We start from the raw sequence: 25,820 nt of genomic DNA, 5'->3' as shown, positions 1-25,820 counted from the left end.
AACCGATAACAGGATTATACACAACACGTCGCCAGGCGTGTCTGCTTCTGCACCAACGGCGCGCCCGGAGAGGGGCGACACTATTCTTCCCCATGCGCAATACCGAATTATTCAGGGATGACAACATAAAAAGCATGGCTACGGTCAACCAGAAATAGTGCTGCAGGATTGAGGAAAAATTCTGGAAGTTCATGATCCTTTCGGCAACAGGATCCGTGACTGCCAATGCTGATGCGCCAGGTGTGTGCGGAATATCACGTAGTCGACTTGAGGATAGTAAGACCTCTCATATACAAATCAACAAAACCGTCTTGAAATAATGCTGAAAATTTTTTTGTCTGTGGTGTCTGGTTTGTTGTTTGTGAGTTGGGTGTATCAATTTGATGGGGTATTATTTTCATTAAATCCCCTGGTCATTCTGACCTATTATGTTTAATCCCTAACCTTTTAACCGTAACTGTTCGTGGTGTGCCGGCATAGATTACGCCATTCACGTCTTTATCAAATCCATATCGGCTTTAGCACATCCTCATCTGGCACACGCCTGAGTCCTTTTACACTGACCGCGGGCAAACGTTAAACATTCCCACCTTTCCCTCGTGACAGCCCCTCCGCCACAAAAGCAAGCCAATGGCTATACTCAAAGCATCCCAGCAAACGGAGCGCGCCATGTCCCTACCCGACTTCCACGTTTCTGATCCTTTTACGCTTGGTATCGAAATCGAGCTGCAGGTGGTTAACCCGCCAGGCTTCGATTTGAGCCAGGACTCGTCGGCGCTGATTGCTGCAGTTAAAAACGACATCAAAGCCGGTGAGGTCAAACACGACATCACCGAAAGCATGCTCGAAATCGCGACCGGCGTGTGTCATGACATTCACCAGGCAGCCGCGCAATTTTCCTCCATGCAGCAGGCGATCCTGCGTGCGGCGGCAGAGCAACATATCCAGATCTGTGGCGGCGGCACGCACCCTTTTCAGAAGTGGCAACGCCAGGAGGTCTGTGACGATGAGCGCTATAACCGCACGCTGGAGATGTTTGGCTATCTGATTTTGCAGGCGACGGTGTTCGGCCAGCATGTCCATGTGGGGTGCCGAAACGGTGATGACGCGATCGACCTCCTTCACGGGCTGTCGCGCTTTGTGCCGCACTTTATTGCCCTGTCGGCCTCTTCGCCTTATATGCAGGGCAGCGATACAAAATTTGCCTCGTCGCGGCTCAATATTTTCTCGGGATTTCCGGATAACGGCAAAATGCCGTGGGTCAGCAACTGGCAAGAGTTCGAAGGATTATTTCGCCGCCTGAGCGCGACCAGCATGATCGACAGCATTAAGGATTTACACTGGGATATTCGCCCCAGCCCGCATTTTGGCACCGTTGAGGTGCGGGTGATGGATACGCCGCTCACGCTGTCGCATGCCATTAATATCGCCGGGCTTATTCAGGCCACGTCGCACTGGCTGCTGACCGAGCGCCCGTACAAGCATCAGGAACAGGACTTTCTGCTGTATAAATTTAACCGTTTCCAGGCGTGCCGCTATGGGCTGGACGGTGTGTTGACCGACGTCCACAGCGGAGAACAGAAAACCATTGCCGAGGATATTGCGTGGCTGCTGGAGCGCGTTGCGCCGTCAGCCGAGAAGCTGGGCGGCGCAAGCGCGATTGCGGAAATCGCCCTGATGTTAAAACAGGGCAAAAGCGAGGCCCAGCGGATGCGGGATTTTATCGCCGATGGCGGATCGCTGATCTCGCTGGTACAAAAGCATTGCGAACTGTGGGCTACTCACCCGTAAGTTTATGCCCCCACTCGCGCAGCCGCTGGAACAGCACGAACAGCGCCGGAATGAACACGATGCCCACCATGGTGGCCACCAGCATCCCGCTGAACACCGTGGTGCCGATAATCCGCCGGCTTTGCGCCCCGGCCCCAGTTGCCAGCATCATCGGCAGTACGCCGATAATAAACGACACGGCGGTCATCATCACGGCGCGGAAGCGGCGCGAGGCCCCTTCGCGGGCGGCGTCGATAATCGCCAGCCCTTCCTGGCGGCGCGTTCGGGCAAACTCGACGATCAAAATCGCGTTTTTGGCCGCCAGCGCAATCAGTAAGACCAGCCCAATTTGCACATACACATCGTTGGCATAGCCCGCTATCCATAGCCACACCAGCGCTCCGCCAAGCGCAAACAGCACCGAGAGCATCACGCTGGCGGGTAGCGTCCAGCTTTCGTACTGCGCGACGAGGAATAACCACGCCATCACCACCGCCGCCAGGACAATCCACATCGCCTGATTGCCGGTCTGCTGCTCCTGATAGGACATCCCACTCCACGCGTAGTCATAGCCTGCGGGCAGATGGTCACTCAACAGTTGCCCCATCACCGCCATCGCCGTGCTGCTGCTGACTCCCGGAGCCGCAGAGCCGCTGACTGAAACCGACGGGAACTGGTTGTACTGCTGTAAAAACGGCGCACCGACGCCAGGCGTTATCGTCACCAGATTGCTCAAGCGCACGCGCTCGCCGTTATTGCTGCGCACGTACAGCTCACCGATCTGCTCCGCGCGCTCGCGCCACTGCATCTCGTTTTGCATCACCACGTGGTAGACGCGGTTGTTGACGCTAAAATCGCCCGCGCGCGTGCCGCCGAACGCCGTTTGCAGGCCGCTGAAAATGCGCGAAACCGGCACATCCAACCGCGCCGCCCGCTCGCGGTCGACGTTGAGCGTCAGCTGTGGGACGTTGCTGCTCCAGGTGGTAAACACGCGGTCGAGCTGCGGGTGCTGGTTGGCTTTTGCCAGGATTTCACGGGTGACACGCTCAAGATCTGCCGCGCTTTGCCCCGCCTGGGCCTGAATACGCAGGTCGAACCCCGAGGCGTTCCCCAGCCCCCTTAGCGTCGGCGGCGCAAAGGTCATAATGGTCGCCTCTGGCAGCGCGAATAACTGCCTCTGCAATTCCCCCATCACCTCATCCAGCGGCGGACGCTCGCTCCAGTCTTTCAGCATCACCGAGATAAACCCGCCATTGGAGGCACTGGTTCCGCTGAGAATATTAAATCCGGACACCTGGATCACATCTTCTACCGCCGGGTTCGCCGCAATCAGCGCCCGGGCGGTGTTCAGCACCGCTTCGGTTCGCTCCAGGGAGGCCGCTTCCGGTAACTGCACGCTGGCGAAGAAATAGCCCTGGTCCTCCTGAGGCAGAAAACCTTTCGGCATAGCGGTAAAGCTGAACGCCACCACCGCAGCCGCGCACACCGTCGCCAGCAGCGCCAGCAAAGGACGCTGGTTGAACAGAGTAACCAGGCGGGTATAGCCGTGACGCGTGGCATCCAGCCCACGGTTGAAACCACGGAACAGCGCCGCCGGACGCCCCACGCGCGGGCGCAACAGCATGGCACACAGCGCTGGCGTTAACGTCAGGGCGACCAGGCTTGAGAGCGTGACCGCGGTAGAGAGTGTCACCGCAAACTGGCGATACAGCTCGCCGACAATCCCCGGCAGCAGCGCCACGGGCACAAACACCGCCAGCAGCACCAGCGTGGTGGCGATGACCGGTCCGGCGATCTGGCGCAGCGCATTGGCGGTCGCCTGGGTGCGGCTTTGCCCTTCCGCCATCAGCGTTTCGACGTTCTCAACCACCACAATGGCGTCATCCACCACCATGGTGAGCGCGAGGATAATGGCAAACAGGCTCAGCGTGTTGGCCGAATACCCCAGCGTGTAGAGCACCGCGAATGTGCCAATCAGAGAGACCGGGATCGCCAGCGCCACAATCAGCGTCGCCCGCCAGCTTTGCAAAAACAGCGAGACCACCACCACGACAGCGAGCATCGTCAGGGCCAGCGATACACCAATTTCTTTGATGGTCGCCGCCACAAACTCGGTGGTGTCGAATTTCACTTCCCAGGTCAGATCCGCCGGGAAACGGGCGGAGAGACGTTCCAGCTCGCCGCGCACCGCGTCTGCCACGCGCAGGGCGTTGGCGGACGGCGTCGGATAAATGCCGAGATAGGCGGAGTCATGGCCGTTGAGCTGTGCGCCCGAGCTGTAGCTGCGCGACCCCAGTTCGATGGTGGCAACGTCTTTCAAATGTACCAACTGCCCCTGCTCTCCGGCGCGGATAATGATATCGGCAAACGCGGCAGCCTCATTAAGCCGCCCCAGTCCGTTGATGGTCAGCGTCTGCTGCTGGCCGTTAAATACCGGCGGCGTCCCCACCTGTCCCGCCGCGCCCTGCACGTTTTGCTCACGTAACGCCTGGGCGATATCGTCTGTCGTCACATTCAGGGCGTTCATGCGATCCGGACGCAGCCAGATGCGCATGCTGTAGTCGCGCGCACCAAACATTTGTACCTGGCCCACGCCGGGCAGGCGGGCCAGAGCTTCAAGCACCTGGGTGCTGGCGTAGTTGCTCACAAACAGCATCGAATGGGTTTTATTCGGTGAGTAAAGACTTACCCCCATCATCAGATTGGTGGCGCGTTTGCGCACCTGCACACCATTTTGCTGCGCCTCGGCGGGCAACTGAGCCACCGCCTGCGCCACACGGTTTTGCACGTCGATGGCGGCTAAATCAGCATCCGTGCCTGCGGCAAAGGTGATATTCAGGCTGTACGCCCCCTCATCGGAACTGGTTGATTCCATATACAGCATATGGTCCACGCCGTTGATCTGGGTTTCCAGCGGCGTGGCGATCGCTTCCGCGACATCCGCCGAGCTGGCTCCCGGCCAGCTGGCACTCACGTTCACTACCGGCGGGGTAATCTGTGGATACTGCTCCACGGGGATCAGCTTCAGGGCGATCGCGCCCAGCAGAGCGATCACCAGCGCAATCACCATGGCGAAACGCGGGCGTTTGATAAAAAACGTCAGCATAGCGACTCCTTAGTTGAGAACCTGAACGGCTACGCCTGGCTGCACGCGTTGCGCGCCGTCAGTAATCACTCGCTCACTTTGCTTCACACCCGATGTCACCTGGAATTGCTGGCCCATCTGTCCGGCCAGCGTCAGGGTCCGCTTTTCGGCTTTGCCTTCGGCACTGACGACCCAGGCATAAAAACCGTCACCGTTTTGCTGAACTGCCGCTGCGGGTAAAACCAACACCTCTTGTTCGCTCTGCGGGCGCAGCCAGACATTCACATTGCCGCCGGGCAGCAGGCGGTGCTGCGGATTAGCAAACTCGGCGCGCAGCATCACGCTGGCTGTGCGCGGATCAATACGGTTATCCACCGAGGTCAGCGTGCCGTTTTCACGTTTGTCGCCGCTGATAATCTGCGCCAGCCACGCCTTTTTCATGGCGGTGATATCGGTGTGCTGTCCGGCTTTTGCAGCGAATGCGCCCTCTTCCAGCGCAAAGGCGATACGAATGGGGTCGAGCTGGACCACTTCAACCAACACACCGCTTGCCGGATTAACCAGGCTGCCTTCGTGGAAGCGGCTGTGCCCCATCCGGCCACTTATCGGAGAGGTGATTCGGGTAAAACCGAGCGTGACGTTGCGCGCTTCGAGGCGGGCGTTCGCCTGCTCCAGCGCGGCACGGGCAACATCGCGCTGCATCAGCGCGTTATCCACGTCGTTGCGGCTGATCGCGTTGCCGGTCTTCAGGCTTTGAAAACGCGTCAACTGCTGTTGCGCCTGACGCAGCGTGGCTTCAGCGCTTTTGACTTCCGCCTGTGCCAGACGTAGCGCAGCACGCGGTTCGGCGTCGTCGAGTTCGAACAGAATGTCGCCCTGTTTGACATACTGACCGTCACGGAAATGGATTTTTGCAATCGTCCCTTCCGTGCGTGCGCGTAGCTCAACCGTGTGGATGGCCTCGATACGGCCCGGGATCTGGCGTTCAGCGGCATGCGGTGTTTTTTCTACACTGGCGACACGGACCGGGATCGCGGCGGCCAACGCAGAGGGCAGAGTGCAGGAAAAGAGCGCGACGACCAGTGCGGCGCGCAGGAAGGTGGAATTCATGGGTAAGTCCTCAGATAGTTGTGCCCCTCACCCCGCCCCTCTCCCCAGAGGGGAGAGGGAGAAACCCGTCCTCTCGCCCTCTGGAAGAGTGAGAAACCCCGTTCCTCTTCTCCCTAAGGAGAAGCAGAAAATCCGTCTCCTCGCCCTCTGGAAGAGTGAGAAAACCCGTTCCTCTTCTTCCTAAAGACGGGCAGAAAACCAGTCTTCTCGCCTTCTGGCAAAGAGAGAAAACCCGTTCCTCTTCTTCCTAAAGACGGGCAGAAAACCAGTCCCCTCTCCCTTTGGGAGAGGGTTAGGGTGAGGGCAAAAGTTATGCAGTCTTACGGAACCTGCGGGTCAGTCGCTTCTCGATTTCGACCACGAAGAACATCACGGCGGCAATCACGAGAGTAACCCCCCAGTAGCGCAGTGGCAGCGCTTCCGTTCCGAACAGCATCTGCATAAACGGCAGGTAGATAATCGCCAGCTGCAGCAGCAACAGCACGCCCGTCACCAGCCAGATACCTTTGTTGGCCAGCAGCCCGCGGTTCAGGGAGAACCCTTCGGTGTTGCGGCAGTTGATCATATAGACCCACTGGGCGCTCACCAGCATCTGCAGCAGCACGGTGCGGATAAACTCGGCGCTGTGGCCGCGCGGCGCAAGCCAGGCTTCCAGCGCAAAGGCTGCAATCGCAATCATGGTGCCGACGAAGGCGACGCGCCAGACGGCGAAGGCATCCATCACATGCTGACCGGTCTGACGCGGCGGACGCTTCATGATATTGCGCTCGGCGGCTTCAAAGGCCAGGCCGAAGGAGAGCGTCGCGGAGGTCGCCATGTTCATCCACAAAATCAGGACTGGCGTCAGCGGAATGATGTTCCCCGCCAGCAGCGCAATCACAATTAACAGACCCTGCGCCAGGTTAGTGGGCATGATGAACAGAATCGTTTTCTTCAGGTTATCGTAGACCCGACGCCCCTCTTTCACCGAGCTGGCGATGGTGGCGAAGTTGTCATCCGTCAGCACCATATCCGCGGCCTCTTTGGTCACTTCCGTACCCTTAATGCCCATGGCGATCCCGACGTCAGCCTGACGCAGCGCGGGAGCATCGTTCACTCCGTCACCGGTCATCCCGACGATCTCGCCCTTGTCCTGCAACGCTTTCACCAGGCGCAGCTTATGCTCCGGGCTGGTCCGCGCAAAGATGTCGTACTCGACGGCGGCGTTGGCCAGCTCCGCATCGTCCATATGCTCAAGCTGATATCCGGTCACCGCCTGCGCGCTGTTGGTGATACCCAGCATCTGCCCGATACTCATCGCCGTCTGCGGGTGATCGCCGGTGATCATTTTCACGCGGATCCCGGCCTGCTGACAGGCGTGGATGGCGTCAATGGCCTCCGGGCGTGGCGGATCCATCATCCCGGCAATCCCGAGGAAGATCAGCCCTTGCTGTAAATCGTCGTGGCTCAGGCTCTGCTGTTCAGCTCCTGCTGGTTTGAACGCCGCGGCGACCATACGCAGACCCTGACGCGCATAGCGCTCCATCTCGGCTTCCCAGTACGAGTGGTTGAACGCCTCCACTCCCTGACGGGTTTGCTGCTGCTCGCACAGCGCGAAAATCACATCCGGCGCACCGGTAATGAGGATTTGCTCCCCGGTCCCCACCTGATAGTGGGTACTCATGTACTTGTACTGCGAATCAAACGGGATTTTATTCAGCAGCGTGGTGGGCAACGGTGCGAGGTTGGCTTTCGCCGCCAGCACTTTCAGCGCCCCTTCGGTTGGCCCACCGGTGATCCCCCACAGGCCGCGCTCATCCTGAATCATCTGGCTGTCGTTGCACAGGTCGATGGTGCGCAGATACTGCTCCAGTACCGTCCCCTGCTGAATGTGTACCGGCTCGTCGCTGCCTTCGAGGAAGATATCCCCCACTGGCTCGTAGCTGTTGCCTTCCACGCGGTAGCAGCAGTCGGCGGTGATGATCGCCTTGACGGTCATCTCGTTCATGGTCAGGGTGCCGGTTTTATCCGAGCACACCACGGTCATCGCCCCCAGGGTTTCGACGGTCGGCAGCTTACGAATAATCGCCTGCTTGCGCGCCATCGCCTGAACACCGAGCGACAGGATAATCGAGATAATCGCCGGCAGACCTTCCGGAACAGAGGCCACCGCCAGGCTAATCAGCGAGAGCAGCAGCTCCCCCAGCGGAATATCGCGGAACACCAGACTGAAGATAAACAGCGCGGCCATCATCGCCAGAATAATGGCGAAAATCGCTTTCCCGAGCTTATCCATCTGCACCAGCAGTGGGGTGCGGTGTTTTTCAATGCCCGCCATCATCTGATTGATGTGGCCCAGTTCGGTATCCTTGCCGGTGGCGATGACAACACCCACGCCGCCTCCCGCGCTCACCGTCGTGCCGGAGAACACCATATTGGTGCGATCGCCCAGCGATAATTCGCCCTGCAAGGGTTGGGTATGTTTATCCACAACCGTCGATTCACCTGTCAGAATCGCTTCTTCTACACGTAAATTATGCGCTTCAATCAGACGCATATCGGCTGGAATACGATCCCCGGCGCGCAAAACAATAATATCGCCAGGCACGATTTCAGTGGTTGAAATCGTTTCATGGCTACCATTACGAATAACGCGCGCATCGCTGGAGAGCATATTGCGAATACTTTGCAGTGATTTTTCCGCATTGCTTTCCTGAATATGGCCAATTAATGCGTTAATCACTGCCACGCCCAGAATCACCAGCGTATCGACCCAATGGCCCATAACGGCAGTCAGCACGGCGGCGGCTAAAAGAACATAAATCAGCACATCATTAAAATGGGCAAGAAAACGTAACCAGGCCGGTTTGCCTTTTTTCTGCGGCAGGGCATTCGGGCCAAACTGCTGCAAACGAGCCTGCGCTTCAGCGCGATCTAAGCCATTGGGCTGACTTTTGTTTTTCGCCAGAACCTGCTCTGTCGTCTGCTGATACGCCAGATTTCCAGTGTTTACTTTTTTGGTCATTGAGGCAATTCCTTCAATATCCGGTGGACGGAAGCCTGAGGTCCTTTCTGGCTTTAATAAATAAATTTTTACTGCTTTAATTCTTGCGATGTGAATTATTCTACCGCAATATAATTACTACCAGGTTATTTAAAAATAACGTTAACAGTTTCGATGAGATGATTTTTACAAAATATTTCTAAACGTAATCTAAACGAGGGGGTAGCATGTTTGGGATTTATCGCGGACGCCGTCTGGCTTTGTACATAGTTGTTGCCATTGTTATTGCAACGTTAATTGGATATAGCACATATTCATTTGTAAAATTATTCACCTGACCTGACGTTAATTTACGTAACGAGGGAGTAATTTATATTCCGCACGCAAAATTAAATTATTCCAGGATATAATCATCGCAATATTTATTGTTTTTTATCAGAGGGTGCTATTTTCGGTGGATATTGCTTTACGTAGTCAGATGCCGGACAATAACTTTTTTAACTGACAATTAACATTAATATGAAACACCCGTTAGAGTCGCTGTTAACGGCAGGAGGCATTTTACTGATGGCACTGCTCTCCTGCCTGCTCCTTCCTGCACCTTCGCTTGGACTGGTCGTGGCGCAAAAGCTGGTTACCGTATTTCATCTGATGGATCTGAACCAGCTCTATACCATCGTATTTTGTCTGTGGTTCTTACTGCTCGGCGCCATTGAATTCTTTCTCCTGCGATTCATCTGGCGCCGCTGGTTTTCACTGGCTGCGTAAGCCGGTGAAATCCCGCATGCCGTGGATAAGCGCTTCACACCACGCGGCATAATCATGACCGCTGGACCAGGGATGGAAGCTCACGCGGTAGCCCTTCTCCCGCAATACCTGTTCGAACGTTTCGGTATTGCGATAGATGCCGCCGCCAGGCCCGGTCGTTTCAAATCGTCCGGCCTGTAGCCAGAAGCGGATTGGATACTGCGGCGACTGTTGATACTGCCGCGTCAGCCAGCCGGGCGCTTCATCTTTGGGCGCCCACCAGTACGATCCCGACAGACTTAGCACGTTGCCAAACAGGCGCGGATAGCGCAACGCAACCCACGACGAGGCAATCCCACCGTAGCTTGATCCCGCCAGCACCGTTTTTTGCCGCTGCAGAGCAATGCCCTGTCCGCGCAGCCAGGGCAGCAATTCGTGCGCCATAAAGTCAGCGTAGTCCGGGTTCGGCGGAAGCTCTTTGCCGCGACGGGCATGATCGAGACTGTCGATAAACACCACGTTCACAGGCGGGAGATGGTGGCGCGCGATCAGGCCGTCAAGCACGTTGGCAAAGTGGTATTCATCCTGGTAAATCTGTCCGTCGAACAGCACCAGCGTCCAGCGAGCCGGCTGCGCGCCGCGCGGTTTGTAGATCATGACTTCCCGCGAATTCCCGAGGATCGTGCTGGCAAAATCATGGCGCGTAAGCGTGCCGTGGTTCAGCGGTCGCGCGGCAGCCTGAACAGAACAGTAGCGCGCAGGGCTGAGATCGAGCAGCGAATAACGGTTCCAGCGATCGGCCCCCGGATCGCCAAAAATGTGGGCGTTCAGCGGATCGGCCTGCGCGCTGATCAGAATGGCGCGCCGCTGATCGCGCGAGCTGCCTTCCACGCGTGGAACATCCGGCGCCAGTTTGTATTGCATTATCGTATCCGCGGGCACGACGTAACTGCGGAACCAGACATCCGTTTGCCCCAGACGGAACAGCGGGTCGTGATCGCCAGCGGGCGAGCCGAGAATAAAGACATTATCGCGCGCGCCGCGCCATAAAAAAGTCACCCGTTTGTGGCTGGCATCCACCGGCTCCACCATCGGCGTTCCCTGCCGAATCTGCGTCTGCCAGAACGCATCAGTATCTCCACCGGCAGCAACTTTTTTAGCCAGTTTTTGTAGCGTTGGGCTTTCGGGTTCAATGATTTGCGTGCGGGCTAAGGGCGCGGTTTCTCTCATCTGCCATGCAAAACGCCACGGCTTGCCCTCCTCGCCGTGCAGCACCAGCGAAGTGCTTTGCTGTACCGGCAGCGCGAACAGCAGCGAGTGTTCGCCATCGACGGGACCCTTTTCAATCAGCGTGCGAATGCGGCGGTTTTGGCCGTCGAGCAATCGGGCATCGGTAACCCCGTTTAGCGTGGCGGAAACGTAGTTTTCGCCGAGCGCAGGCAGAACAAAACAGACCTCGCCGCTGGCATCAAATTTCCCGTGTTGCTCGCCCTGAATGGAGGGATGTTCACATGTCGCCGCCAGCGCTGGCAGCGTACTTATCCCTAATAACAAACCACTCCACGCCCTTTTCATGCCCGTTTAGTTCCCCTGCAAAATTTGTTAACAACGCTAATGCAAATGGTAATAATTTGCAATATCATCTACGCCGTTACAGGTGTTTTGTCTGCTTTTTAGCCACTAAAAATCAGGTATTTTATGGCGATAGCAACCAAGGATGTTAAATAAAAATGTTTAAAAAGAATAAGATAATGCAGGTCTGGCTCCTGAGTCTCGCAGCCGTCAGCGCGGCTGCGCAGGCAGAATCAAAAGAAGAAACGCTTCTGGTGACCCAGGGCGTCAGCGAAGAACCCACCGCCCCGGTGAAAGGGATTGTGGCGACAAAAACGCTGTCTGCGACCAAAACCAGCGCGGATATCGTGAAAACGCCGCAGTCCGTTTCCGTGATCACTCGCGATCAAATGCAGCAGCTGGATGTCACTTCGGTATCACAAGCGCTGCGCTATTCCGCCGGGGTGTTTACCGAATACCGTGGCTCGTCCAACCGTAATGACGAAGTGTTCGTGCGGGGGTTTAGCTATGTACCAAAATTCCTCGACGGACTGAGCTACGGCGCGACGGCCTCTTCGCAAACCGGCACTGTCGATCCGTGGCTGCTTGAGCGCGTGGAACTGGTGCGCGGACCGGCGTCCGTCCTGTTCGGCCAGGTAAACCCTGGCGGGCTTATCAGCATGACCAGCAAACGCCCGACCAGTGAACCGATCCGCAACGTGCAGTTCCGCACCGGAAATCACAATCTGGCTGAAGGTGCGTTTGATTTTGGCGGCGCGCTGAGTGATGACGGCCGCGTGCTGTATCGCGTGAATGGGATCGCCCGCACGCAGCACAACCAGGTGGAAGATTATAAAGAGACGCGTATGGCGATCGCCCCGGCGATCACCTGGTATCCTAACGATCAAACGCGCTTTACATTGCTGACCAGCTATCAGAAAGATCCCGACGCGGGCTATCGTAACTTCCTGCCGGCTTACGGCACTGTGACCAGCGCGAACGAAAAATACATTCCGCGCGACTTTAACGTCAGCGATCCAGATTACAACCAGTCATGGCGCGAACAGACGATGATCGGCTATGAGCTGGAACATCAGTTTGCCGATAACCTCACCTTCCGCCAGAACGCCCGCTACGCCTCCATCAAGCAGAAATATCGCTATCTGGTGTACGCCAACAGCGCCGCAGACAGTACGGTGCTGACCCGTCGCGCCCAGCACGAGGAGCGCACCACCAACGAGTTTGGTCTCGATAACCAGCTTGAATCGCTGTTTAACACCGGTGAAGTGGGCCATACGCTGCTCGGCGGTCTGGATTATAAGACCAGTAAAGATAAGCAACTGCTGGAAAGAGGGATGGGATCGCAGTACGACCTGGACTGGACGAAGCCGGTGTACGGCATCAACGTGGATGAAAGCACTTTCAGCACGGCTACCGACGAGCAGCAAAATCTCGACCAGATGGGCGTTTATCTGCAGGATCAGATGAGCTGGAACAACTGGGAGTGGCTGGTTTCAGGACGCTATGACTGGACCGAAGTGCGTACTACCGATTTCACCGGCGGCGCACCGACCCAGCAGAATGACAACAAATTCACCTGGCGTACCGGCCTGCTGTATGCGTTCGACTTTGGTTTATCCCCGTATATCAGCTACAGCACCTCCTTCGAGCCGAGTCTGCAAACCAACCGCGCGCCGGGTGTGGCACCGTTTAAACCGACAACCGGTAAGCAGACGGAAATCGGTCTGAAGTATCAGCCAGTTGACTCTACGCTGATGACGCTGGCGCTGTATGACCTGACGCAAAGCAACGTCGCGACCTATAACAGTGCGCAGGGCTGGTTTGAAAACGCGGGCGAAGTTCGCTCCAAAGGCGTCGAGGCGGAGATCCACTCAACGCTGCTGGATAGCATCAACCTGATCGGGTCGTATACCTATACCGATGCCGAAACCCAGAGCACCACAGTCGCGGGCACCGAAGGCAAGACACCGGCGCGTATTCCGGCGCACATGGCTTCTGCCTTTGCCAGCTACACCGTCCCGGGCGGCGCGCTGAAAAGCCTGACAGCAGGCGTGGGGATGCGCTACATCGGCACCAGCTACGGCGATGCGAAAAACACCTTCAAGGTGGCATCAGTCGATCTGTATGACGCCATGGTGAGCTACGAGCTGGGCGAACTGAACAGCAGCCTGAAAGGAGCCAGCGTACAGTTCAACGTCAACAACGTGGCGGATACCAAATATGTGGCGTCCTGCGCCAGCGATACGGCGTGTTTCTACGGGATTGGTCGTACCCTGACTGCCACGGTGAATTACCGCTGGTAACACGGGGATTGGGGTTTTGGCCCCTCACCCTAACCCTCTCCCCAAAGGGGAGAGGGGACTGTTTAGTGCGGTTTTTTTCTCCCTCACCTGTTTGGCAGAGGGAACGGTTTAGTGCGGTTTTTTTCTCCCTCACCTGTTTGGCAGAGGGAACGGTTTAGTGCGGTTTTTTTCTCCCTCACCTGTTTGGCAGAAAGAACTGTTCTGTGCGGATTTTCCCCTCGCATGTTTGGCAGAGGGTCAGGGTTTTTAATGCGTCCGACTATGATTTTCCTTGCGGTACGCACCCGGCGGCTGATGGAACGTGCGGGTAAAGATGCGGGTAAACGTCTGTTGAGAATCAAACCCGTAGCGCAAGCAGATGTCATACACCCTCTCATCGGACTCGCGCAGATCCCGCGCTGCCAGCAACAGTTTGCGCTCGCGGATATAGCGCCCCAGGCTCTCCCCTTTGTACTGCATAAATAACCGCTGTAAATGCCATTTCGAATACCCCGCGTGACGGGCAATGTCGTCAATGCGCAGCGGCTGGTGAAGATTGTCGTCGATCCATTCGACGATCGTGTCAATGACCTGAGCGGAAATCGTCATACTGCTCTCCCCCTCTGCTGCTTGTCGATTCATCATTATTTCCACCACTCGCGAAAGGGTTGCGTAGCGTCATTCACGCGCACCGGCTCGCCCAGTTCAGGCGTCAGCAAGCGATACGGTTTATCCTGGCTGGCGCGCGTCAGCTGGATCAGCGGATCGTTCCAGCTGTGTTTGGCCAGCACAAAGCGTCCGTTATGCCCGGGAACCACCGCTTTGGCATTGAGATCCACCGAGGCCTGTGCCGTCTCTTCAGGCAGCATATGAATGTATTTCCAGTCCTGGTCGTACTGACCGTTTTCCATAATCGCGAAATCAATTTCGCCAAACTGTTCGCCAATGGCTTTGAAATGCGGCCCATAGCCGGAATCGCCGCTGTAGTAGACCTTCTGCCCTGGCGTAACGAACATAAAACTGCCCCAGAGCGTTTGATTACGTTTTAGCCCGCGGCCAGAGAAATGACGCGCCGGAAGCACATGCACCGTCAGCTCTTCGCTGATGCGCACGGTCTGATTCCAGTCACGCTCCTCGATAATCGACGGATCCATTCCCCAGTAGCGCAGATGCGAACCCACGCCAAGCGGCGTCACCACGCGCTTCACCTTTGGCATCAGCGCTTTGATGGTGGCGTAATCAAGATGGTCGTAATGATCGTGAGAGATGATCAGCAGATCGATCTCCGGCAGAGTTTCCGCGCGCCACGGATATTCCCCGGCAAAGGCTTTATTGAGGAACGAAAACGGTGCCGCGTAGTTGCTGAACACCGGATCGATCAGAATGCGTTTGCCCGCCAGCTGCAGATACCAGGACGAATGCCCGAGCCAGACCAGCGTCTCTTGCTCCAGCGGCATCGCCGCCAGATCGGTTTTCACCATCGGCAAGGGCTGAGCGGGACGGGCGTTTTCCGTTTTGCTGACCAGAAATTCCCACATCGCCACCAGCATATTTTTGTCGCCGTTATAACCCGGCGTCGGAAGCGTATTGTGGAACTGCCCGTCCCGGTAATGGGGCGAGGCTTCGACTTCGCTGAGCTGCTCACCCTGCGGCGGCTGGCCAAATCCGGCATTGAGTACAAAAGGTAAACTCGCCGCTGACGCTATAATCATGACAAACACCACGCTGAGAAAAAGAGGCTTCTTCATATCCTGACCCGAATACGCGCCCCCTTCCGATGGTTTGCGCGGGTTAAACTTGATTATGAGTGAGTAAGCACTCATTATAGATATGATGATAAAGTCGTCAAGACGTTTTAGATCTTTGACATTCCGCGTTGCAGCGTGGCAAAGAGCATGTTTCAATCAGGGTTTTACACATTGACAGGAGGGGAATTTTAGTGGCACGTCCGAAGAGTGAAGATAAAAAACAGGCATTACTGGAAGCCGCAACGGTGGCATTTGCGCAGTCGGGCATTGCCGCATCGACGGCGCTGATCGCCCGTAACGCGGGCGTCGCTGAAGGGACCCTGTTTCGCTATTTCGCTACCAAAGACGATCTGCTGAACGCCCTGTATCTGCATCTGAAACAAGATCTTTGCCAGACCATGCTGGCCAATCTGGATCGCGCGCTGAACACACCCAAAGAACATACCCGCAATATCTGGAACAGCTACGTTGACTGGGGTATCCGCAATCCGGTCGCCCACGGAGCTATTCGCCAGCTGGGCGTGAGCGAGAAAATCAACGCCGAAACCGAGCAAGCGGTGCATGAGATGTTCCCGGAACTTCACGAACTGTGCCGCCGCTCGGTGCGCCAGGTGTTTATGTCGGATGAGTTCCGCACCTTTGGCGATGCCATTTTCTTATCGCTGGCGGAGACAACCATGGAATTCGCCACTCGCGATCCTTCCCGGGCGGGCGATTTTAAATCCCTCGGTTTTGAATCCATGTGGCGCGCGCTCGCCATCGAGGATGCCAATGGACAGTAACGCGCTGCAAACCTGCGCGCATCGCGTGGCGCTGGAATTGCCTTTCACCGAACACTGCTGGCCGTTTGGCCCGGAATTCGATGTCTTCAAAGTCGGCGGCAAGATTTTTATGATTACCGCCGTCGCGCGCGGGCGTCGTCATGTCAGTCTGAAATCCGATCCCGAAAAATCGCTTTTAAATCAGCAGATCTATCGCGGCATTGAGCCCGGTTATCACCTGAATAAAAAACACTGGATCTCCCTGTATGCCGCCGAAGATATGACCCCCGAGCTGGTGGCCGATCTGGTGATCGATTCCTGGAATCTGGTGGTGGATAAACTGCCGAAAAAAGATCAGAAACGGATCCGCCCCGCCTGATTGTTCGTTTCAGATGAAGGTTATAAGCGCATTTATAGCACTTATCTTTTCCGGTTCGTCCTTGTAATCTGCTTTCTTTTCTCGCCCGCAGACGGCGAATTTATTGACCAGGAGTAGTTATGGATATCATTTCTGTGGCCCTGAAGCGTCACTCGACCAAGGCATTCGATCCCACTCAAAAGCTGACCGCCGAACAGGCAGAGAAAATCAAAACCCTGCTGCAGTTCAGCCCGTCCAGCACCAACTCACAGCCGTGGCATTTCATCGTCGCCAGCACCGAAGAGGGCAAAGCGCGGGTGGCAAAATCGGCGGCAGGCACTTACGTGTTCAACGAGCGTAAAATGCTGGATGCGTCCCACGTCATCGTGTTCTGTGCGAAAACCGCGATGGACGATGCGTGGCTGGAACGCGTGGTGGATCAGGAAGAAGCCGACGGCCGTTTTGCGACGCCAGAAGCAAAAGCCGCCAACCACAAAGGCCGCTGCTACTTTGCTGACATGCATCGCGTCGATTTAAAAGATGACGATCAGTGGATGGCAAAGCAGGTTTATCTCAACGTCGGTAACTTCCTGCTGGGCGTAGGCGCACTGGGTCTGGATGCCGTACCGATTGAGGGTTTCAACGCCGAAATCCTCGACGAAGAATTTGGCCTGAAAGAATCAGGCTATACCAGTCTGGTGGTCGTTCCGGTGGGTCATCACAGCGTAGAAGATTTCAACGCAACTCTGCCGAAATCCCGTCTGCCGCAAAGCACGATTATGACTGAGTGCTAATCGGGAGCGAGCCGCAGACTAAAGGCGGCTCGCTAATTACAACGGGGGGCGGTTTTCTTTTGAGGCAATATTTATCTTACTGATAATTAACCGACGATGCGGGTGGATATCCCGATCATAACCCCATGCAAATGCGATCCATTGCTCTTCAAGATCCGAATAAGAATCAACGGGCGTCAGTTCCCAGTCTTCACCAAGAGTGCCATCTGCAACACTAATCTGATATTGCATGGTGTAAGCCCAGTCAATCATGCGTAGCCAAAAACGCTGCCCATCACCGGTTTGCTCGCTGTCAGAAACGATAATGTCGTACTTGCTTAAGATCCACTGGAAAAAGTACTGCGGAAAGCCGGAAACCACTCGCTGGTGGATTGTTCTTGGGGTCCGCCAGACCATAACCTGCGTAGCTGCGCCATGCGGATAGGTGATTTCATGGTGGAATTGCAGCTTAACGGCATAGGCAGTATAGAGCTTACCATCATCTGTCGTCACAATTCGGTATTCATTTCCCTGAAGGGACTTCAGCAAACGATATCCTGTCGGCAATACAAAACCCGGCAGTTGAAAATCAGCCGTGCCGCGAGCAAGAAAGGTTTCAGTATGCTCTGCGTTGCGGGACATAAGACCCAATTTCTGGCTGAAGTCTGCGGAGTCAATCATCAAAGGTGACATCGGTACGTTTCTCATCACTTAACTGTAGTTCACTTTATCACCCTTCGAAAGGTCGAGCAATTTGGCCACAGACTGTGAAAATTATTGTTTTTTAACATTATATTCATTTCCACTTCCAGCTTGCCAAATCTTCTCCGCATAACGCCCAATCACGGCCAGCGACGCTGCCAGAATCAAAAAAATCACCTTATTCATCCCGTCCCGGACGTATTCGACATCACGGGTATGGGACTTTTTTCCTGATTGAGTGAACGTTAATTGAGTATAACCGCCTGTTCCGCCAGCCATGTGAGGGCGTGCTCCCCCGCCTCATCAACGGGCAAATAGACCAGTAGCCGCGAGCCGTTGCGCGGGGCGGCATAACGTCCCGGGTTGCATAATAAAAGCGCAGCCTTCATGATAAAAAGGACGATATTCAGGAGATGTTATGCAGGAATTAATTGCTCAGGTTGAAGAGCTTGGTATTGAAATGAATCACACCACGTCGCTGGTGTTAATCTTTGGCATTATTTTACTTACCGCCGTTATTGTTCACCTTATTTTGCACAAAGTGGTTCTGCGCCTGTTTGAAAAACGGGCGCGGGCCAGTTCGCATTTATGGCTGCAAATCATTACGCAGAACAAATTATTCCACCGGCTGGCCTTTACGCTGCAGGGGATAATTGTCAACGTTCAGGCCGCACTGTGGTTACAAAAAGGCAGCCAGGCCGCTGAAATACTCACGACCTGTGCCACGCTGTGGGTGATGGTGTATGCCCTGCTGTCTTTCTTTTCGCTGCTGGACGTCATTTTCAATTTGACGCAAAAACTGGCGACCGCCGCTCATCTTCCGCTGAAGGGTATTTTCCAGGGCGTGAAGCTGGTGAGCGCGATTATCATCGGCATTCTGATGATTTCGCTGCTGATTGGCCAGTCACCGGCCATTCTGATTAGCGGTCTTGGCGCGATGGCCGCCGTGCTGATGTTAGTCTTTAAAGATCCCATTCTCGGGCTGGTCGCCGGGATCCAGCTTTCGGCAAACGATATGCTGAAGCTGGGCGACTGGCTGGAGATGCCGAAATACGGTGCCGATGGCGCAGTGACGGATATCGGGCTGACGACCGTGAAAGTGCGCAACTGGGACAACACGATCAGCACGATCCCCACCTGGGCGCTGGTGTCGGACTCGTTCAAAAACTGGAGCGGCATGTCGGCCTCCGGCGGCCGACGAATTAAGCGCAGCCTGAGTATTGATACCACCAGTATTCATTTTCTCGACGAGAATGAGCAGCAGCGCTTAATCCAGGCCAGGCTGCTCAAGCCTTATATGGCTGCGCGTCATGAGGAAATTCATCTGTGGAATCAGGAAAACGGTGAAGGCGATTCGGTATTAAACCTGCGTAAGATGACCAATATTGGGACTTTCCGCGCGTATCTGAACGAATATTTGCGTAATCATCCGCGGATTCGTAAAGATATGACGCTGATGGTGCGCCAGTTAGCGCCGGATGCCAACGGTTTACCGATCGAGATTTACGCGTTTACCAATACGGTGATTTGGGCAGAATATGAAACCATCCAGGCTGATATTTTCGACCATATTTATGCGGTGGTCGAAGAGTTTGGCCTGCGCATTCATCAGTCGCCCACCGGCAACGATATTCGCTCGCTGGCAGACGCCTTCGCGAAATAGATCTCAGGTGCTGGCGCGCGCCACATAGCGCCAGCCCATCATCACGCGCTCGGTTGCCGCATCCGGATTTTCAATTTTATTCAGCAGTAATCCCACCGCTTTGCGGCCAATATCTCTGGACGGCTGTTCAATGGTGCTGAGCGGCGGCGACACCATCTCCGAGAGTTCAGTGCCATCAAATCCCACCACGGCGATATCCTGTGGCACGCGCAGACCCGCCTGGGCGATAGCGCGCAACGCGCCTGCCGCCAGCGTATCCGACACCGCAAAAACCGCATCCGGCCGATCATTTTCCAGCAGTTTTTTCATCGCCGCCATCCCGGCGGACGAGCTGAGATCGCTGGCGTATTCGACCACCTGATAATCCAGACCGCGCAGATGCACCACGCTCTTGTAGCCACGCTCGCGCAGCCGGGCATATTTATAGCTTAAATCATGGTTAATTAATGCAATGCGTCGGCGTCCGCTGTCTGCCAGCTGGCTGACAACATGCTGGGATGCGTCAACATCGTTGATGCCGACACAAGAAACCGTACCGGCATCGGCGTACTCCGCGCACTGCACCCACGGTGCGTGACCAATCAGCGCCGAGAGTTCCGGGAGTTTCGAGAATGCGTCCATAGTGATAATGCCATCGACGATTTTGCCGGAGAGCAGGCTTAAGCCCGAGCGCGAACGCTCCAGATCGGAGCCGGAATTGCAGAGTAAAATGCGATAGCCGTTTTTCTCCGCCTCTTCTTCGATCCCTTTGACCACTTCGGCGCAGAACGGGTTCGCAATATTGGAGACCATCACGAGGATCATGTAGCTGCGCGCGGTACGTAGCTGGCGCGCCAGCAGATTGGGCTGGTAGTTGCTCTCTTTAATCGCCTGCAAAACGCGCTCGCGGTTCTTCGCTTTAACCGAATCGCTGTTATTGAGCACGCGCGAAACGGTGGCTACCGAGACGCCGGCCAGCTGAGCGATTTTCTGAATTGACATAACGACGACACATCCTGCGGTTAGCGTTTTCATCAGGCTAACATAAATTTGTTGCCCGGCGAACCGGGCAACGCCTCATCGCTCAACACTTACCCAGCGCTGCTGCTGATGGCTTTTTACTATTGCATCAATGATATACATCACATTTGCGCCGTCATGGAAGGTGGCAAAGAGCGGCTGTTCAGGCAGTGCACCTGCCTGCACGGCGCGATAGAACTGCGCCATCATATTTTTAAACGCGTCGGGCCAGCCTTCAATATGCCCGCCGGGGAAGTGGGCGCTGTCTGTGACGTCGGCGTTCAGAAGGCCCGGATCGTCAGTCAGCGTCTGATTGGCCTGCGCACGGTGGCCGATCCACAGCTGTTGCGGCATCTCCTGATCCCACGCCACGGAACGCTCGCTGCCGTTGATCTCAAAGCTGAGGCGGTTTTTACGCCCGGCGCTCACCTGCGAGACGCTGAAGCTGCCTTTGCTGCCGTCGTCAAAGCGGAACAACACCGAGCCAAAATCTTCGGTGGTGACCGCCTTGTCCTCATAATCTGCCGGGACTTCCTGGGTAAATGTCTGGCTGCCCGCGACGTTCGCTTTACGCGTTGGCCAGACGATGGAGAGATCGGCCATCACTTCCACGATCCGCCGCCCGGTAACAAACTGCACCGTATCACACCAGTGAGAACCGATATCGGCCACCGCCCGCGAAGCCCCGCCCATTGCGGCATCAACCCGCCAGTTGTAGTCGGTTTCCAGCAGCATCCAGTCCTGTAAATAGCTGCCGTGCGAGGCAAACAGGCGCCCGATACTGCCCGCGCGCATCATGCTCGCCGCCTGGCGGACCATCGCAAACTGGCGATAAACAAAGCTCACGCCGTGAATAACGCCCGCCGTATCGGCCAGCGCCACCAGCTCACGCGCTTCGTCCGGGGTCATGCACAGCGGTTTCTCGGAAAAAACGTGTTTACCGGCGCGTAAAATCTGGCGGTTGATCTGCGCATGCAAATGGTTGGGCGTGCAGTTATGCACGACGTGGAGATCCGGGTGCGCGAGCAGTTCGTCGACGCTGCCATACGCGTGCGGCACATTCAGCGCCTGCGCTTTTTGCCGGGCCTGAACGAGCGAGCTATCGCACAACGCCACGACCTGAACGTAGCCCAGACGCCGCAGCGCCTCGATGTGCGCCGGGCCGATAAAGCCGCTGCCAATGATGCCGACGTTAATCATTCGCACCTCCGGCGGCAAAGTCGTCAAACGCACGCCCCGAAACCGGAATAATATGGCGGCGAATAAATTCGCTGCCTTCGCTCGCCCCCACGTCACCATCTTTCATGCAGCACTCCCACTCCAGCACTGCCCAGCCGTCATAATCGTACTGCGTGAGCTTGCTGAAAATGCCGTTGAAATCGATCTGTCCATCGCCCAGCGAGCGAAAGCGCCCGGCACGGTTAATCCAGGGCTGATATCCCCCGTACACGCCGCTGCGCCCGTTGGCACGGTACTCGGCGTCTTTGACGTGGAAAGCCTTAATCCGCGCGTGATAGATATCAATGAAAGCCAGATAGTCCATTTGCTGCAACAGCATATGGCTCGGATCGTACAGAATGTTGCAACGCGGGTGATTATCGACCAGCCCGAGGAAGCGCTCGAACGTTACACCGTCGTGCAGATCTTCGCCCGGATGCAGCTCAAAGCAGAGATCGACGCCGTGCTCATCAAAACAATCGAGGATCGGACGCCAGCGGCGAGCCAGCTCGCTAAACGCATCGCGAAAACGCTGCTCGTTGTGCGGCGGCCACGGATAAAAATAGGGCCATGCCAGTGAGCCGGAAAAAGTGGCGTGGGCGCTTAATCCCAGTTTTGCCGAGGCCGCGGCGGCCTGTTTGACCTGGGCCGTCGCCCACGCCTGACGCGCCGCCTCGTTGCCGCGCACCGCAGATGGCGCGAAATGATCGAAAGCGTCGCGATAAACGGGGTTTACCGCCACCAGCTGGCCTTCAAGATGGGTGGATAATTCACTGATTACCAGCCCGTGTTCAGCCAGTTTCCCCGTGACATCGTCGCAATAGGTCTGGCTGACTGCGGCCTGTTCCAGATCGAAAATCGTCGGATGGTTGCAGGGAATTTGCAGCGCCTTGTAACCCTTGCTGGCCGCCCATCCCGCCAGCCCGTCGAGCGAGTTAAATGGCGGTTGCCCGCCGATAAATTGCGACAGGAAAATGCCCGGTCCCTTAATTGTCCTCATAACACCTCCAAAGAATTACGCCTTGTCATCGTCATATTTGAACGAGAAAAGGAAAATCAGCGCGATCGCCGCGGCAGCTACCGCCGGGATCCACCAGAATGTGACCCACGCCTGCGGCACGGTCTGCCCTGCGACCAGGCTGTTATACAGCGCGCCTGAAATCTGCGAACCCAGCAACATACCGATGCCGTAAGTGAACATCACAATCATGCTCTGCGCCTGACCTTTCACCTTGTCTCCCGCCACGCGGTCGGTATAGATAAAGCCGACGACAAAGAAGAAGTCATAGCACACGCCGTGCAGCAGGATGCCGAGGTACAGCAGGAAACGCCCCTCTTCGCTGACGCCGAGTGCAAAGAAGGCGTAACGGACAAACCACGCCAGCATGCCGATCAGCAGCATGTATTTAACGCCGAGGCGGCGGAACAGCAGCGGAATGACCAGCATGAAGACAATTTCAGACATCTGTCCGAACGACATTGCGGTGCTGACGTCGGCGATCCCCGCATCCGCCAGATACGACGCGGTGTAGGCGTAGTAAGTGCCCAGCGGGACCGAAATCAACATCGCGCACAGCGAGAAGATAAAGAAATGACGAGTCTTGAGCAGCGCAAACGCGTCGGCGCAGAACAGATCGCGCACCGCCACTGGCAGGCCTTTGGCTGGAGCGGGCGTGTGCGGCAAGGTCAGACTATAGAACGCCAGCAGTACGGAACTCGCCGCTGCGACCTGGAAAATGGTCACGCTGGACGCCACGCCGGTGACGCCGATGAAGATCCCAGCAACAATCCAGCCGATAGTGCCGAACACCCGCACCACCGGGAAGGTTTTATCCACATTGGCAAGGCTATGAAAAGCAATGTTATTGGTGAGTGCCAGCGTAGGCATGTAGCAGAGCGTGTAGCCAAACAATAACCCGATCAGCAGCGCGCCGTTTTCAGCGATCAACGCGCCCGGCACAAACCACAGAATGGCCGCTCCGGCGAGATGCATAACCGCCATCACCTTTTGCGAGGCAAAGAAGCGGTCTACCAGCATGCCGAGAACAAACGGAGAGAGAATAGAAGCAATCGGTCCGGCAGAAAATGCATCGCCAATCAGCAGCGACATGTTGTGCTGGGTCATCACCAGACCAAGCGTGACCGACCAGCTACCCCAGATAAAAAACTGCAGAAACATCATCAGCGACAGACGCGGAACCAGCAGCCGGTGCTGGACTATCGCCTTTCCACTACTTTCAGTTGTTGACATCATTGTGAGCCCCGCCTTTAAAAAGTAATCGATTACAAAACGCATCAATTAAAAAGTAAACGATTACAAAATAAAGATCCGGTGGTTCAAAACAGAAGTGCGAGCGAGGTCACGATAAAGATGGGGATCGCTGAGTGGTGTTACAGACAAGCGTATGTTTTGGCCCGATAGTAGGTGCAGACTGATACCCTCTCCCACAGGGAGAGGAATCAAATGCTAAAAATGGCAACGGTGTCGCTGATTTGCATTTATTTTGACGGCATTCAGGACCTCTCCCACGGATATAGGGAATCCTGCGGGTTATTTCTTGCGCGAAAGCCTAAAAGCAACAAACAGGAAGATAACCCAAACCGGCAGCAACATCGCGGAAAGACGCATATCGTCGAGGGTACACATCAGGACCAGAATCATCGCCAGGAAGGCGATACACAGATAGTTGCCTACCGGATACAGCAGTGCTTTGAACTGGGTTTCACGCCCTTTTCGACGCATCGCAGCGCGAAAACGCAGGTGCGCCAGGCAGATCATGATCCAGTTCAGCAGCAGTGTTGCCACGACCAGCGCCATCAGCAGACCAAAGGCCTCTTTCGGCAGAAGATAGTTGATCAGCACCACCAGCGAGGTGATACCACCGGATAACAGTAACGAGTTTACCGGCACGCCGCGACGGCTGACGCGAGTGAGAAACTTAGGCGCATTGCCCTGGACGGAGAGGCCAAACAGCATACGGCTGTTAGAGTAAACGCCGCTGTTGTAGACCGAGAGTGACGCCACCAGAATCACAAAATTCAGCGCAGAAGCCACCAGGTTGCTGTTCATATCGTGGAAAATCATGACGAACGGACTGCTGTCGGATTTGACCTGTACCCACGGATAGAGCGCCAGCAGGACCACCAGCGAGCCGATATAAAACAGCAGGATACGGTAGACCACCTGATTGACCGCTTTCGGAATGCTTTTATGCGGATCGCGGGCTTCTGCCGCAGTGATGCCGATAAGCTCCAGGCCGCCAAACGAGAACATAATCACCGCCAGCGACATGATAAGCCCGTTCCAGCCCGTGGCCAGGAAACCGCCGTGCTTCCACAGGTTATCAATACTGGCGCGCTCGCCGCCCTGACCGGAGAACAGCAGCCACAGGCCGAAGCCAATCATACCAATAATCGCCAGCACTTTAATGAGCGCAAACCAGAACTCGGTTTCGCCATACAGGCGCACATTCACCAGGTTGACGGCGTTAATAATGATGAAGAAAGCCGCGGCCCAAATCCAGGTAGGAACATGCGGAAGCCAGTACTGCATGTAAATGCCGGCGGCGGTGAGCTCTGCCATGCCGACCAGCACGAACATCACCCAGTAGTTCCAGCCGGAGAGGAAGCCAGCAAACGGTCCCCAGTATTTATAAGCAAAGTGGGCAAACGATCCGGAAACGGGCTCTTCTACCACCATTTCGCCCAGCTGGCGCATGATCAGAAAAGCAATCACCCCCGCGATGCCGTAACCCAACAGCACTGCCGGTCCGGCCATCTGAATGGCGGGCCCGATGCCAAGAAACAGCCCGGTGCCTATCGCGCCGCCGAGGGCGATTAATTGAATATGTCGATTTTGCAAACCACGTTGCAGCGTCGGTGTCTGTTCCGACGAGGCTTCAGAAATACCGTTGTCTGAAGCGGATGACGCGTTTTTCACGTCCTACCCCTGTCTGTTTTTAGAGAAGGGGCATCTTTTAACACTTCGGTTTAGCGGGAGCAAGTAAAGGACGGCTGAAGGATTGGGGCATCCCTGCCCCTGATAACGA

20 protein-coding genes and 1 pseudogene are annotated in these 25,820 nt (G+C 55.8%); 7 read left to right on the top strand and 14 right to left on the bottom strand.

Annotation, left to right across the window (positions count from 1 at the left end):
- Positions 1-669 precede the first annotated feature (669 nt).
- Positions 670-1,791, top strand: coding sequence for a YbdK family carboxylate-amine ligase (locus SOM82_RS05575; RefSeq protein WP_320460095.1), 1,122 nt, complete (start codon positions 670-672; stop codon positions 1,789-1,791).
- On the opposite strand, the gene SOM82_RS05570 is transcribed toward SOM82_RS05575, so the two are convergent.
- The 3 genes from SOM82_RS05570 to SOM82_RS05560 form a co-directional block, all read right to left on the bottom strand.
- Positions 1,778-4,876: an efflux RND transporter permease subunit gene (locus SOM82_RS05570; RefSeq protein ID WP_320460096.1), complete on the bottom strand. Its 3,099-nt coding sequence runs from the start codon at positions 4,874-4,876 to the stop codon at positions 1,778-1,780. The two genes, SOM82_RS05575 and SOM82_RS05570, sit on opposite strands and share 14 nt — an antisense overlap.
- A gap of 9 nt (positions 4,877-4,885) precedes the next feature.
- On the bottom strand, positions 4,886-5,965 hold the full coding sequence (locus tag SOM82_RS05565) for an efflux RND transporter periplasmic adaptor subunit (RefSeq protein ID WP_414672113.1): 1,080 nt from the start codon (positions 5,963-5,965) through the stop codon (positions 4,886-4,888).
- A 310-nt stretch (positions 5,966-6,275) separates the two neighbouring features.
- Positions 6,276-8,969: a cation-transporting P-type ATPase gene (locus tag SOM82_RS05560; RefSeq protein WP_154126585.1), complete on the bottom strand. Its 2,694-nt coding sequence runs from the start codon at positions 8,967-8,969 to the stop codon at positions 6,276-6,278.
- A 498-nt stretch (positions 8,970-9,467) separates the two neighbouring features.
- Here SOM82_RS05560 and SOM82_RS05555 point away from each other — a divergent pair, with 498 nt between their 5' ends.
- Complete coding sequence (locus SOM82_RS05555) at positions 9,468-9,716, top strand: DUF1158 domain-containing protein (RefSeq protein ID WP_154126584.1); 249 nt, start codon at positions 9,468-9,470, stop codon at positions 9,714-9,716.
- Here the strand turns inward: SOM82_RS05555 and SOM82_RS05550 are convergent.
- Entirely contained in the window at positions 9,702-11,270 is a 1,569-nt protein-coding gene (locus tag SOM82_RS05550; protein WP_320460097.1) for an alpha/beta hydrolase-fold protein, read from the bottom strand. The two genes, SOM82_RS05555 and SOM82_RS05550, sit on opposite strands and share 15 nt — an antisense overlap.
- A gap of 155 nt (positions 11,271-11,425) precedes the next feature.
- Here SOM82_RS05550 and SOM82_RS05545 point away from each other — a divergent pair, with 155 nt between their 5' ends.
- A complete protein-coding gene (locus tag SOM82_RS05545; protein ID WP_320460098.1) occupies positions 11,426-13,570 on the top strand; it encodes a TonB-dependent siderophore receptor in 2,145 nt (714 codons plus the stop codon).
- Between the two features lie 246 nt (positions 13,571-13,816).
- Here SOM82_RS05545 and SOM82_RS05540 read toward each other — a convergent pair whose 3' ends face one another.
- Together SOM82_RS05540 and SOM82_RS05535 are read right to left on the bottom strand one after the other, a co-directional pair.
- Positions 13,817-14,158: a RamA family antibiotic efflux transcriptional regulator gene (locus SOM82_RS05540; protein ID WP_154126786.1), complete on the bottom strand. Its 342-nt coding sequence runs from the start codon at positions 14,156-14,158 to the stop codon at positions 13,817-13,819.
- Between the two features lie 35 nt (positions 14,159-14,193).
- On the bottom strand, positions 14,194-15,297 hold the full coding sequence (locus SOM82_RS05535) for an MBL fold metallo-hydrolase (protein WP_320460099.1): 1,104 nt from the start codon (positions 15,295-15,297) through the stop codon (positions 14,194-14,196).
- Positions 15,298-15,488: 191 nt separating this feature from the next.
- Here SOM82_RS05535 and SOM82_RS05530 point away from each other — a divergent pair, with 191 nt between their 5' ends.
- From SOM82_RS05530 to nfsB, 3 genes are all read left to right on the top strand, one after another.
- Complete coding sequence (locus tag SOM82_RS05530; RefSeq protein ID WP_320460100.1) at positions 15,489-16,079, top strand: TetR/AcrR family transcriptional regulator; 591 nt, start codon at positions 15,489-15,491, stop codon at positions 16,077-16,079.
- On the top strand, positions 16,069-16,437 hold the full coding sequence (locus SOM82_RS05525) for an MmcQ/YjbR family DNA-binding protein (protein ID WP_154126580.1): 369 nt from the start codon (positions 16,069-16,071) through the stop codon (positions 16,435-16,437). Before SOM82_RS05530 ends, SOM82_RS05525 begins: the two co-directional genes overlap by 11 nt.
- 119 nt (positions 16,438-16,556) lie before the next feature.
- Positions 16,557-17,210 carry an oxygen-insensitive NAD(P)H nitroreductase gene (nfsB, locus tag SOM82_RS05520; protein WP_320460101.1) on the top strand — a complete coding sequence of 218 codons (654 nt, stop codon included), beginning with the start codon at positions 16,557-16,559 and terminating at the stop codon, positions 17,208-17,210.
- A gap of 36 nt (positions 17,211-17,246) precedes the next feature.
- On the opposite strand, the gene SOM82_RS05515 is transcribed toward nfsB, so the two are convergent.
- From SOM82_RS05515 to SOM82_RS05505, 3 genes and pseudogenes are all read right to left on the bottom strand, one after another.
- Entirely contained in the window at positions 17,247-17,882 is a 636-nt protein-coding gene (locus SOM82_RS05515) for a hypothetical protein (RefSeq protein WP_320460102.1), read from the bottom strand.
- 81 nt (positions 17,883-17,963) lie between these two features.
- The gene (locus SOM82_RS05510; protein WP_414672115.1) at positions 17,964-18,170 is read right to left on the bottom strand and encodes a hypothetical protein; all 207 of its coding nucleotides are present in this window, start codon (positions 18,168-18,170) and stop codon (positions 17,964-17,966) included.
- Positions 18,137-18,244: pseudogene (locus tag SOM82_RS05505) on the bottom strand (transcriptional regulator); the annotation flags it as partial. The gene SOM82_RS05510 and the pseudogene SOM82_RS05505, both read right to left, overlap by 34 nt.
- Positions 18,245-18,309: 65 nt before the next feature.
- Here SOM82_RS05505 and SOM82_RS05500 point away from each other — a divergent pair.
- Positions 18,310-19,554, top strand: coding sequence for a mechanosensitive ion channel family protein (locus SOM82_RS05500; protein ID WP_320460103.1), 1,245 nt, complete (start codon positions 18,310-18,312; stop codon positions 19,552-19,554).
- A gap of 3 nt (positions 19,555-19,557) precedes the next feature.
- Here SOM82_RS05500 and SOM82_RS05495 read toward each other — a convergent pair whose 3' ends face one another.
- From SOM82_RS05495 to pheP, 5 genes are all read right to left on the bottom strand, one after another.
- On the bottom strand, positions 19,558-20,535 hold the full coding sequence (locus SOM82_RS05495) for a LacI family DNA-binding transcriptional regulator (protein WP_320460104.1): 978 nt from the start codon (positions 20,533-20,535) through the stop codon (positions 19,558-19,560).
- A gap of 75 nt (positions 20,536-20,610) precedes the next feature.
- Positions 20,611-21,753 carry a Gfo/Idh/MocA family protein gene (locus SOM82_RS05490; protein WP_320460105.1) on the bottom strand — a complete coding sequence of 381 codons (1,143 nt, stop codon included), beginning with the start codon at positions 21,751-21,753 and terminating at the stop codon, positions 20,611-20,613.
- Positions 21,746-22,771, bottom strand: a complete 1,026-nt coding sequence (locus tag SOM82_RS05485) for a sugar phosphate isomerase/epimerase family protein (RefSeq protein ID WP_320460106.1) — start codon at positions 22,769-22,771, stop codon at positions 21,746-21,748. Before SOM82_RS05485 ends, SOM82_RS05490 begins: the two co-directional genes overlap by 8 nt.
- 15 nt (positions 22,772-22,786) lie before the next feature.
- The gene (locus SOM82_RS05480) at positions 22,787-24,025 is read right to left on the bottom strand and encodes an MFS transporter (RefSeq protein WP_154126574.1); all 1,239 of its coding nucleotides are present in this window, start codon (positions 24,023-24,025) and stop codon (positions 22,787-22,789) included.
- Between the two features lie 297 nt (positions 24,026-24,322).
- Positions 24,323-25,711 (bottom strand): phenylalanine transporter, encoded by a 1,389-nt coding sequence (gene pheP, locus SOM82_RS05475; protein WP_320460107.1) that lies wholly within the window; start codon positions 25,709-25,711, stop codon positions 24,323-24,325.
- Positions 25,712-25,820 lie beyond the last annotated feature (109 nt).

Origin of the sequence: Lelliottia sp. CFBP8978 (genome assembly GCF_034046055.2) — a bacterium.
Lineage (GTDB): Bacteria > Pseudomonadota > Gammaproteobacteria > Enterobacterales > Enterobacteriaceae > Enterobacter.
This window is presented reverse-complemented; position numbering and strand designations above follow the sequence as displayed.

Bases quoted from the DNA above. Each gene is read 5' to 3' on its own strand.
- SOM82_RS05485 (WP_320460106.1), bottom strand. From the start codon at position 22,771: ATGAGGACAATTAAGGGACCGGGCATTTTCCTGTCGCAATTTATCGGC.
- SOM82_RS05500 (WP_320460103.1), top strand. From the start codon at position 18,310: ATGCAGGAATTAATTGCTCAGGTTGAAGAGCTTGGTATTGAAATGAAT.
- nfsB (WP_320460101.1), top strand. From the start codon at position 16,557: ATGGATATCATTTCTGTGGCCCTGAAGCGTCACTCGACCAAGGCATTC.
- SOM82_RS05495 (WP_320460104.1), bottom strand. From the start codon at position 20,535: ATGTCAATTCAGAAAATCGCTCAGCTGGCCGGCGTCTCGGTAGCCACC.
- SOM82_RS05570 (WP_320460096.1), bottom strand. From the start codon at position 4,876: ATGCTGACGTTTTTTATCAAACGCCCGCGTTTCGCCATGGTGATTGCG.
- SOM82_RS05490 (WP_320460105.1), bottom strand. From the start codon at position 21,753: ATGATTAACGTCGGCATCATTGGCAGCGGCTTTATCGGCCCGGCGCAC.
- SOM82_RS05510 (WP_414672115.1), bottom strand. From the start codon at position 18,170: ATGGCTGGCGGAACAGGCGGTTATACTCAATTAACGTTCACTCAATCA.
- SOM82_RS05555 (WP_154126584.1), top strand. From the start codon at position 9,468: ATGAAACACCCGTTAGAGTCGCTGTTAACGGCAGGAGGCATTTTACTG.
- SOM82_RS05550 (WP_320460097.1), bottom strand. From the start codon at position 11,270: ATGAAAAGGGCGTGGAGTGGTTTGTTATTAGGGATAAGTACGCTGCCA.
- SOM82_RS05545 (WP_320460098.1), top strand. From the start codon at position 11,426: ATGTTTAAAAAGAATAAGATAATGCAGGTCTGGCTCCTGAGTCTCGCA.
- SOM82_RS05480 (WP_154126574.1), bottom strand. From the start codon at position 24,025: ATGATGTCAACAACTGAAAGTAGTGGAAAGGCGATAGTCCAGCACCGG.
- SOM82_RS05565 (WP_414672113.1), bottom strand. From the start codon at position 5,965: ATGAATTCCACCTTCCTGCGCGCCGCACTGGTCGTCGCGCTCTTTTCC.
- SOM82_RS05515 (WP_320460102.1), bottom strand. From the start codon at position 17,882: ATGTCACCTTTGATGATTGACTCCGCAGACTTCAGCCAGAAATTGGGT.
- SOM82_RS05535 (WP_320460099.1), bottom strand. From the start codon at position 15,297: ATGAAGAAGCCTCTTTTTCTCAGCGTGGTGTTTGTCATGATTATAGCG.
- SOM82_RS05560 (WP_154126585.1), bottom strand. From the start codon at position 8,969: ATGACCAAAAAAGTAAACACTGGAAATCTGGCGTATCAGCAGACGACA.
- SOM82_RS05540 (WP_154126786.1), bottom strand. From the start codon at position 14,158: ATGACGATTTCCGCTCAGGTCATTGACACGATCGTCGAATGGATCGAC.
- SOM82_RS05525 (WP_154126580.1), top strand. From the start codon at position 16,069: ATGGACAGTAACGCGCTGCAAACCTGCGCGCATCGCGTGGCGCTGGAA.
- SOM82_RS05575 (WP_320460095.1), top strand. From the start codon at position 670: ATGTCCCTACCCGACTTCCACGTTTCTGATCCTTTTACGCTTGGTATC.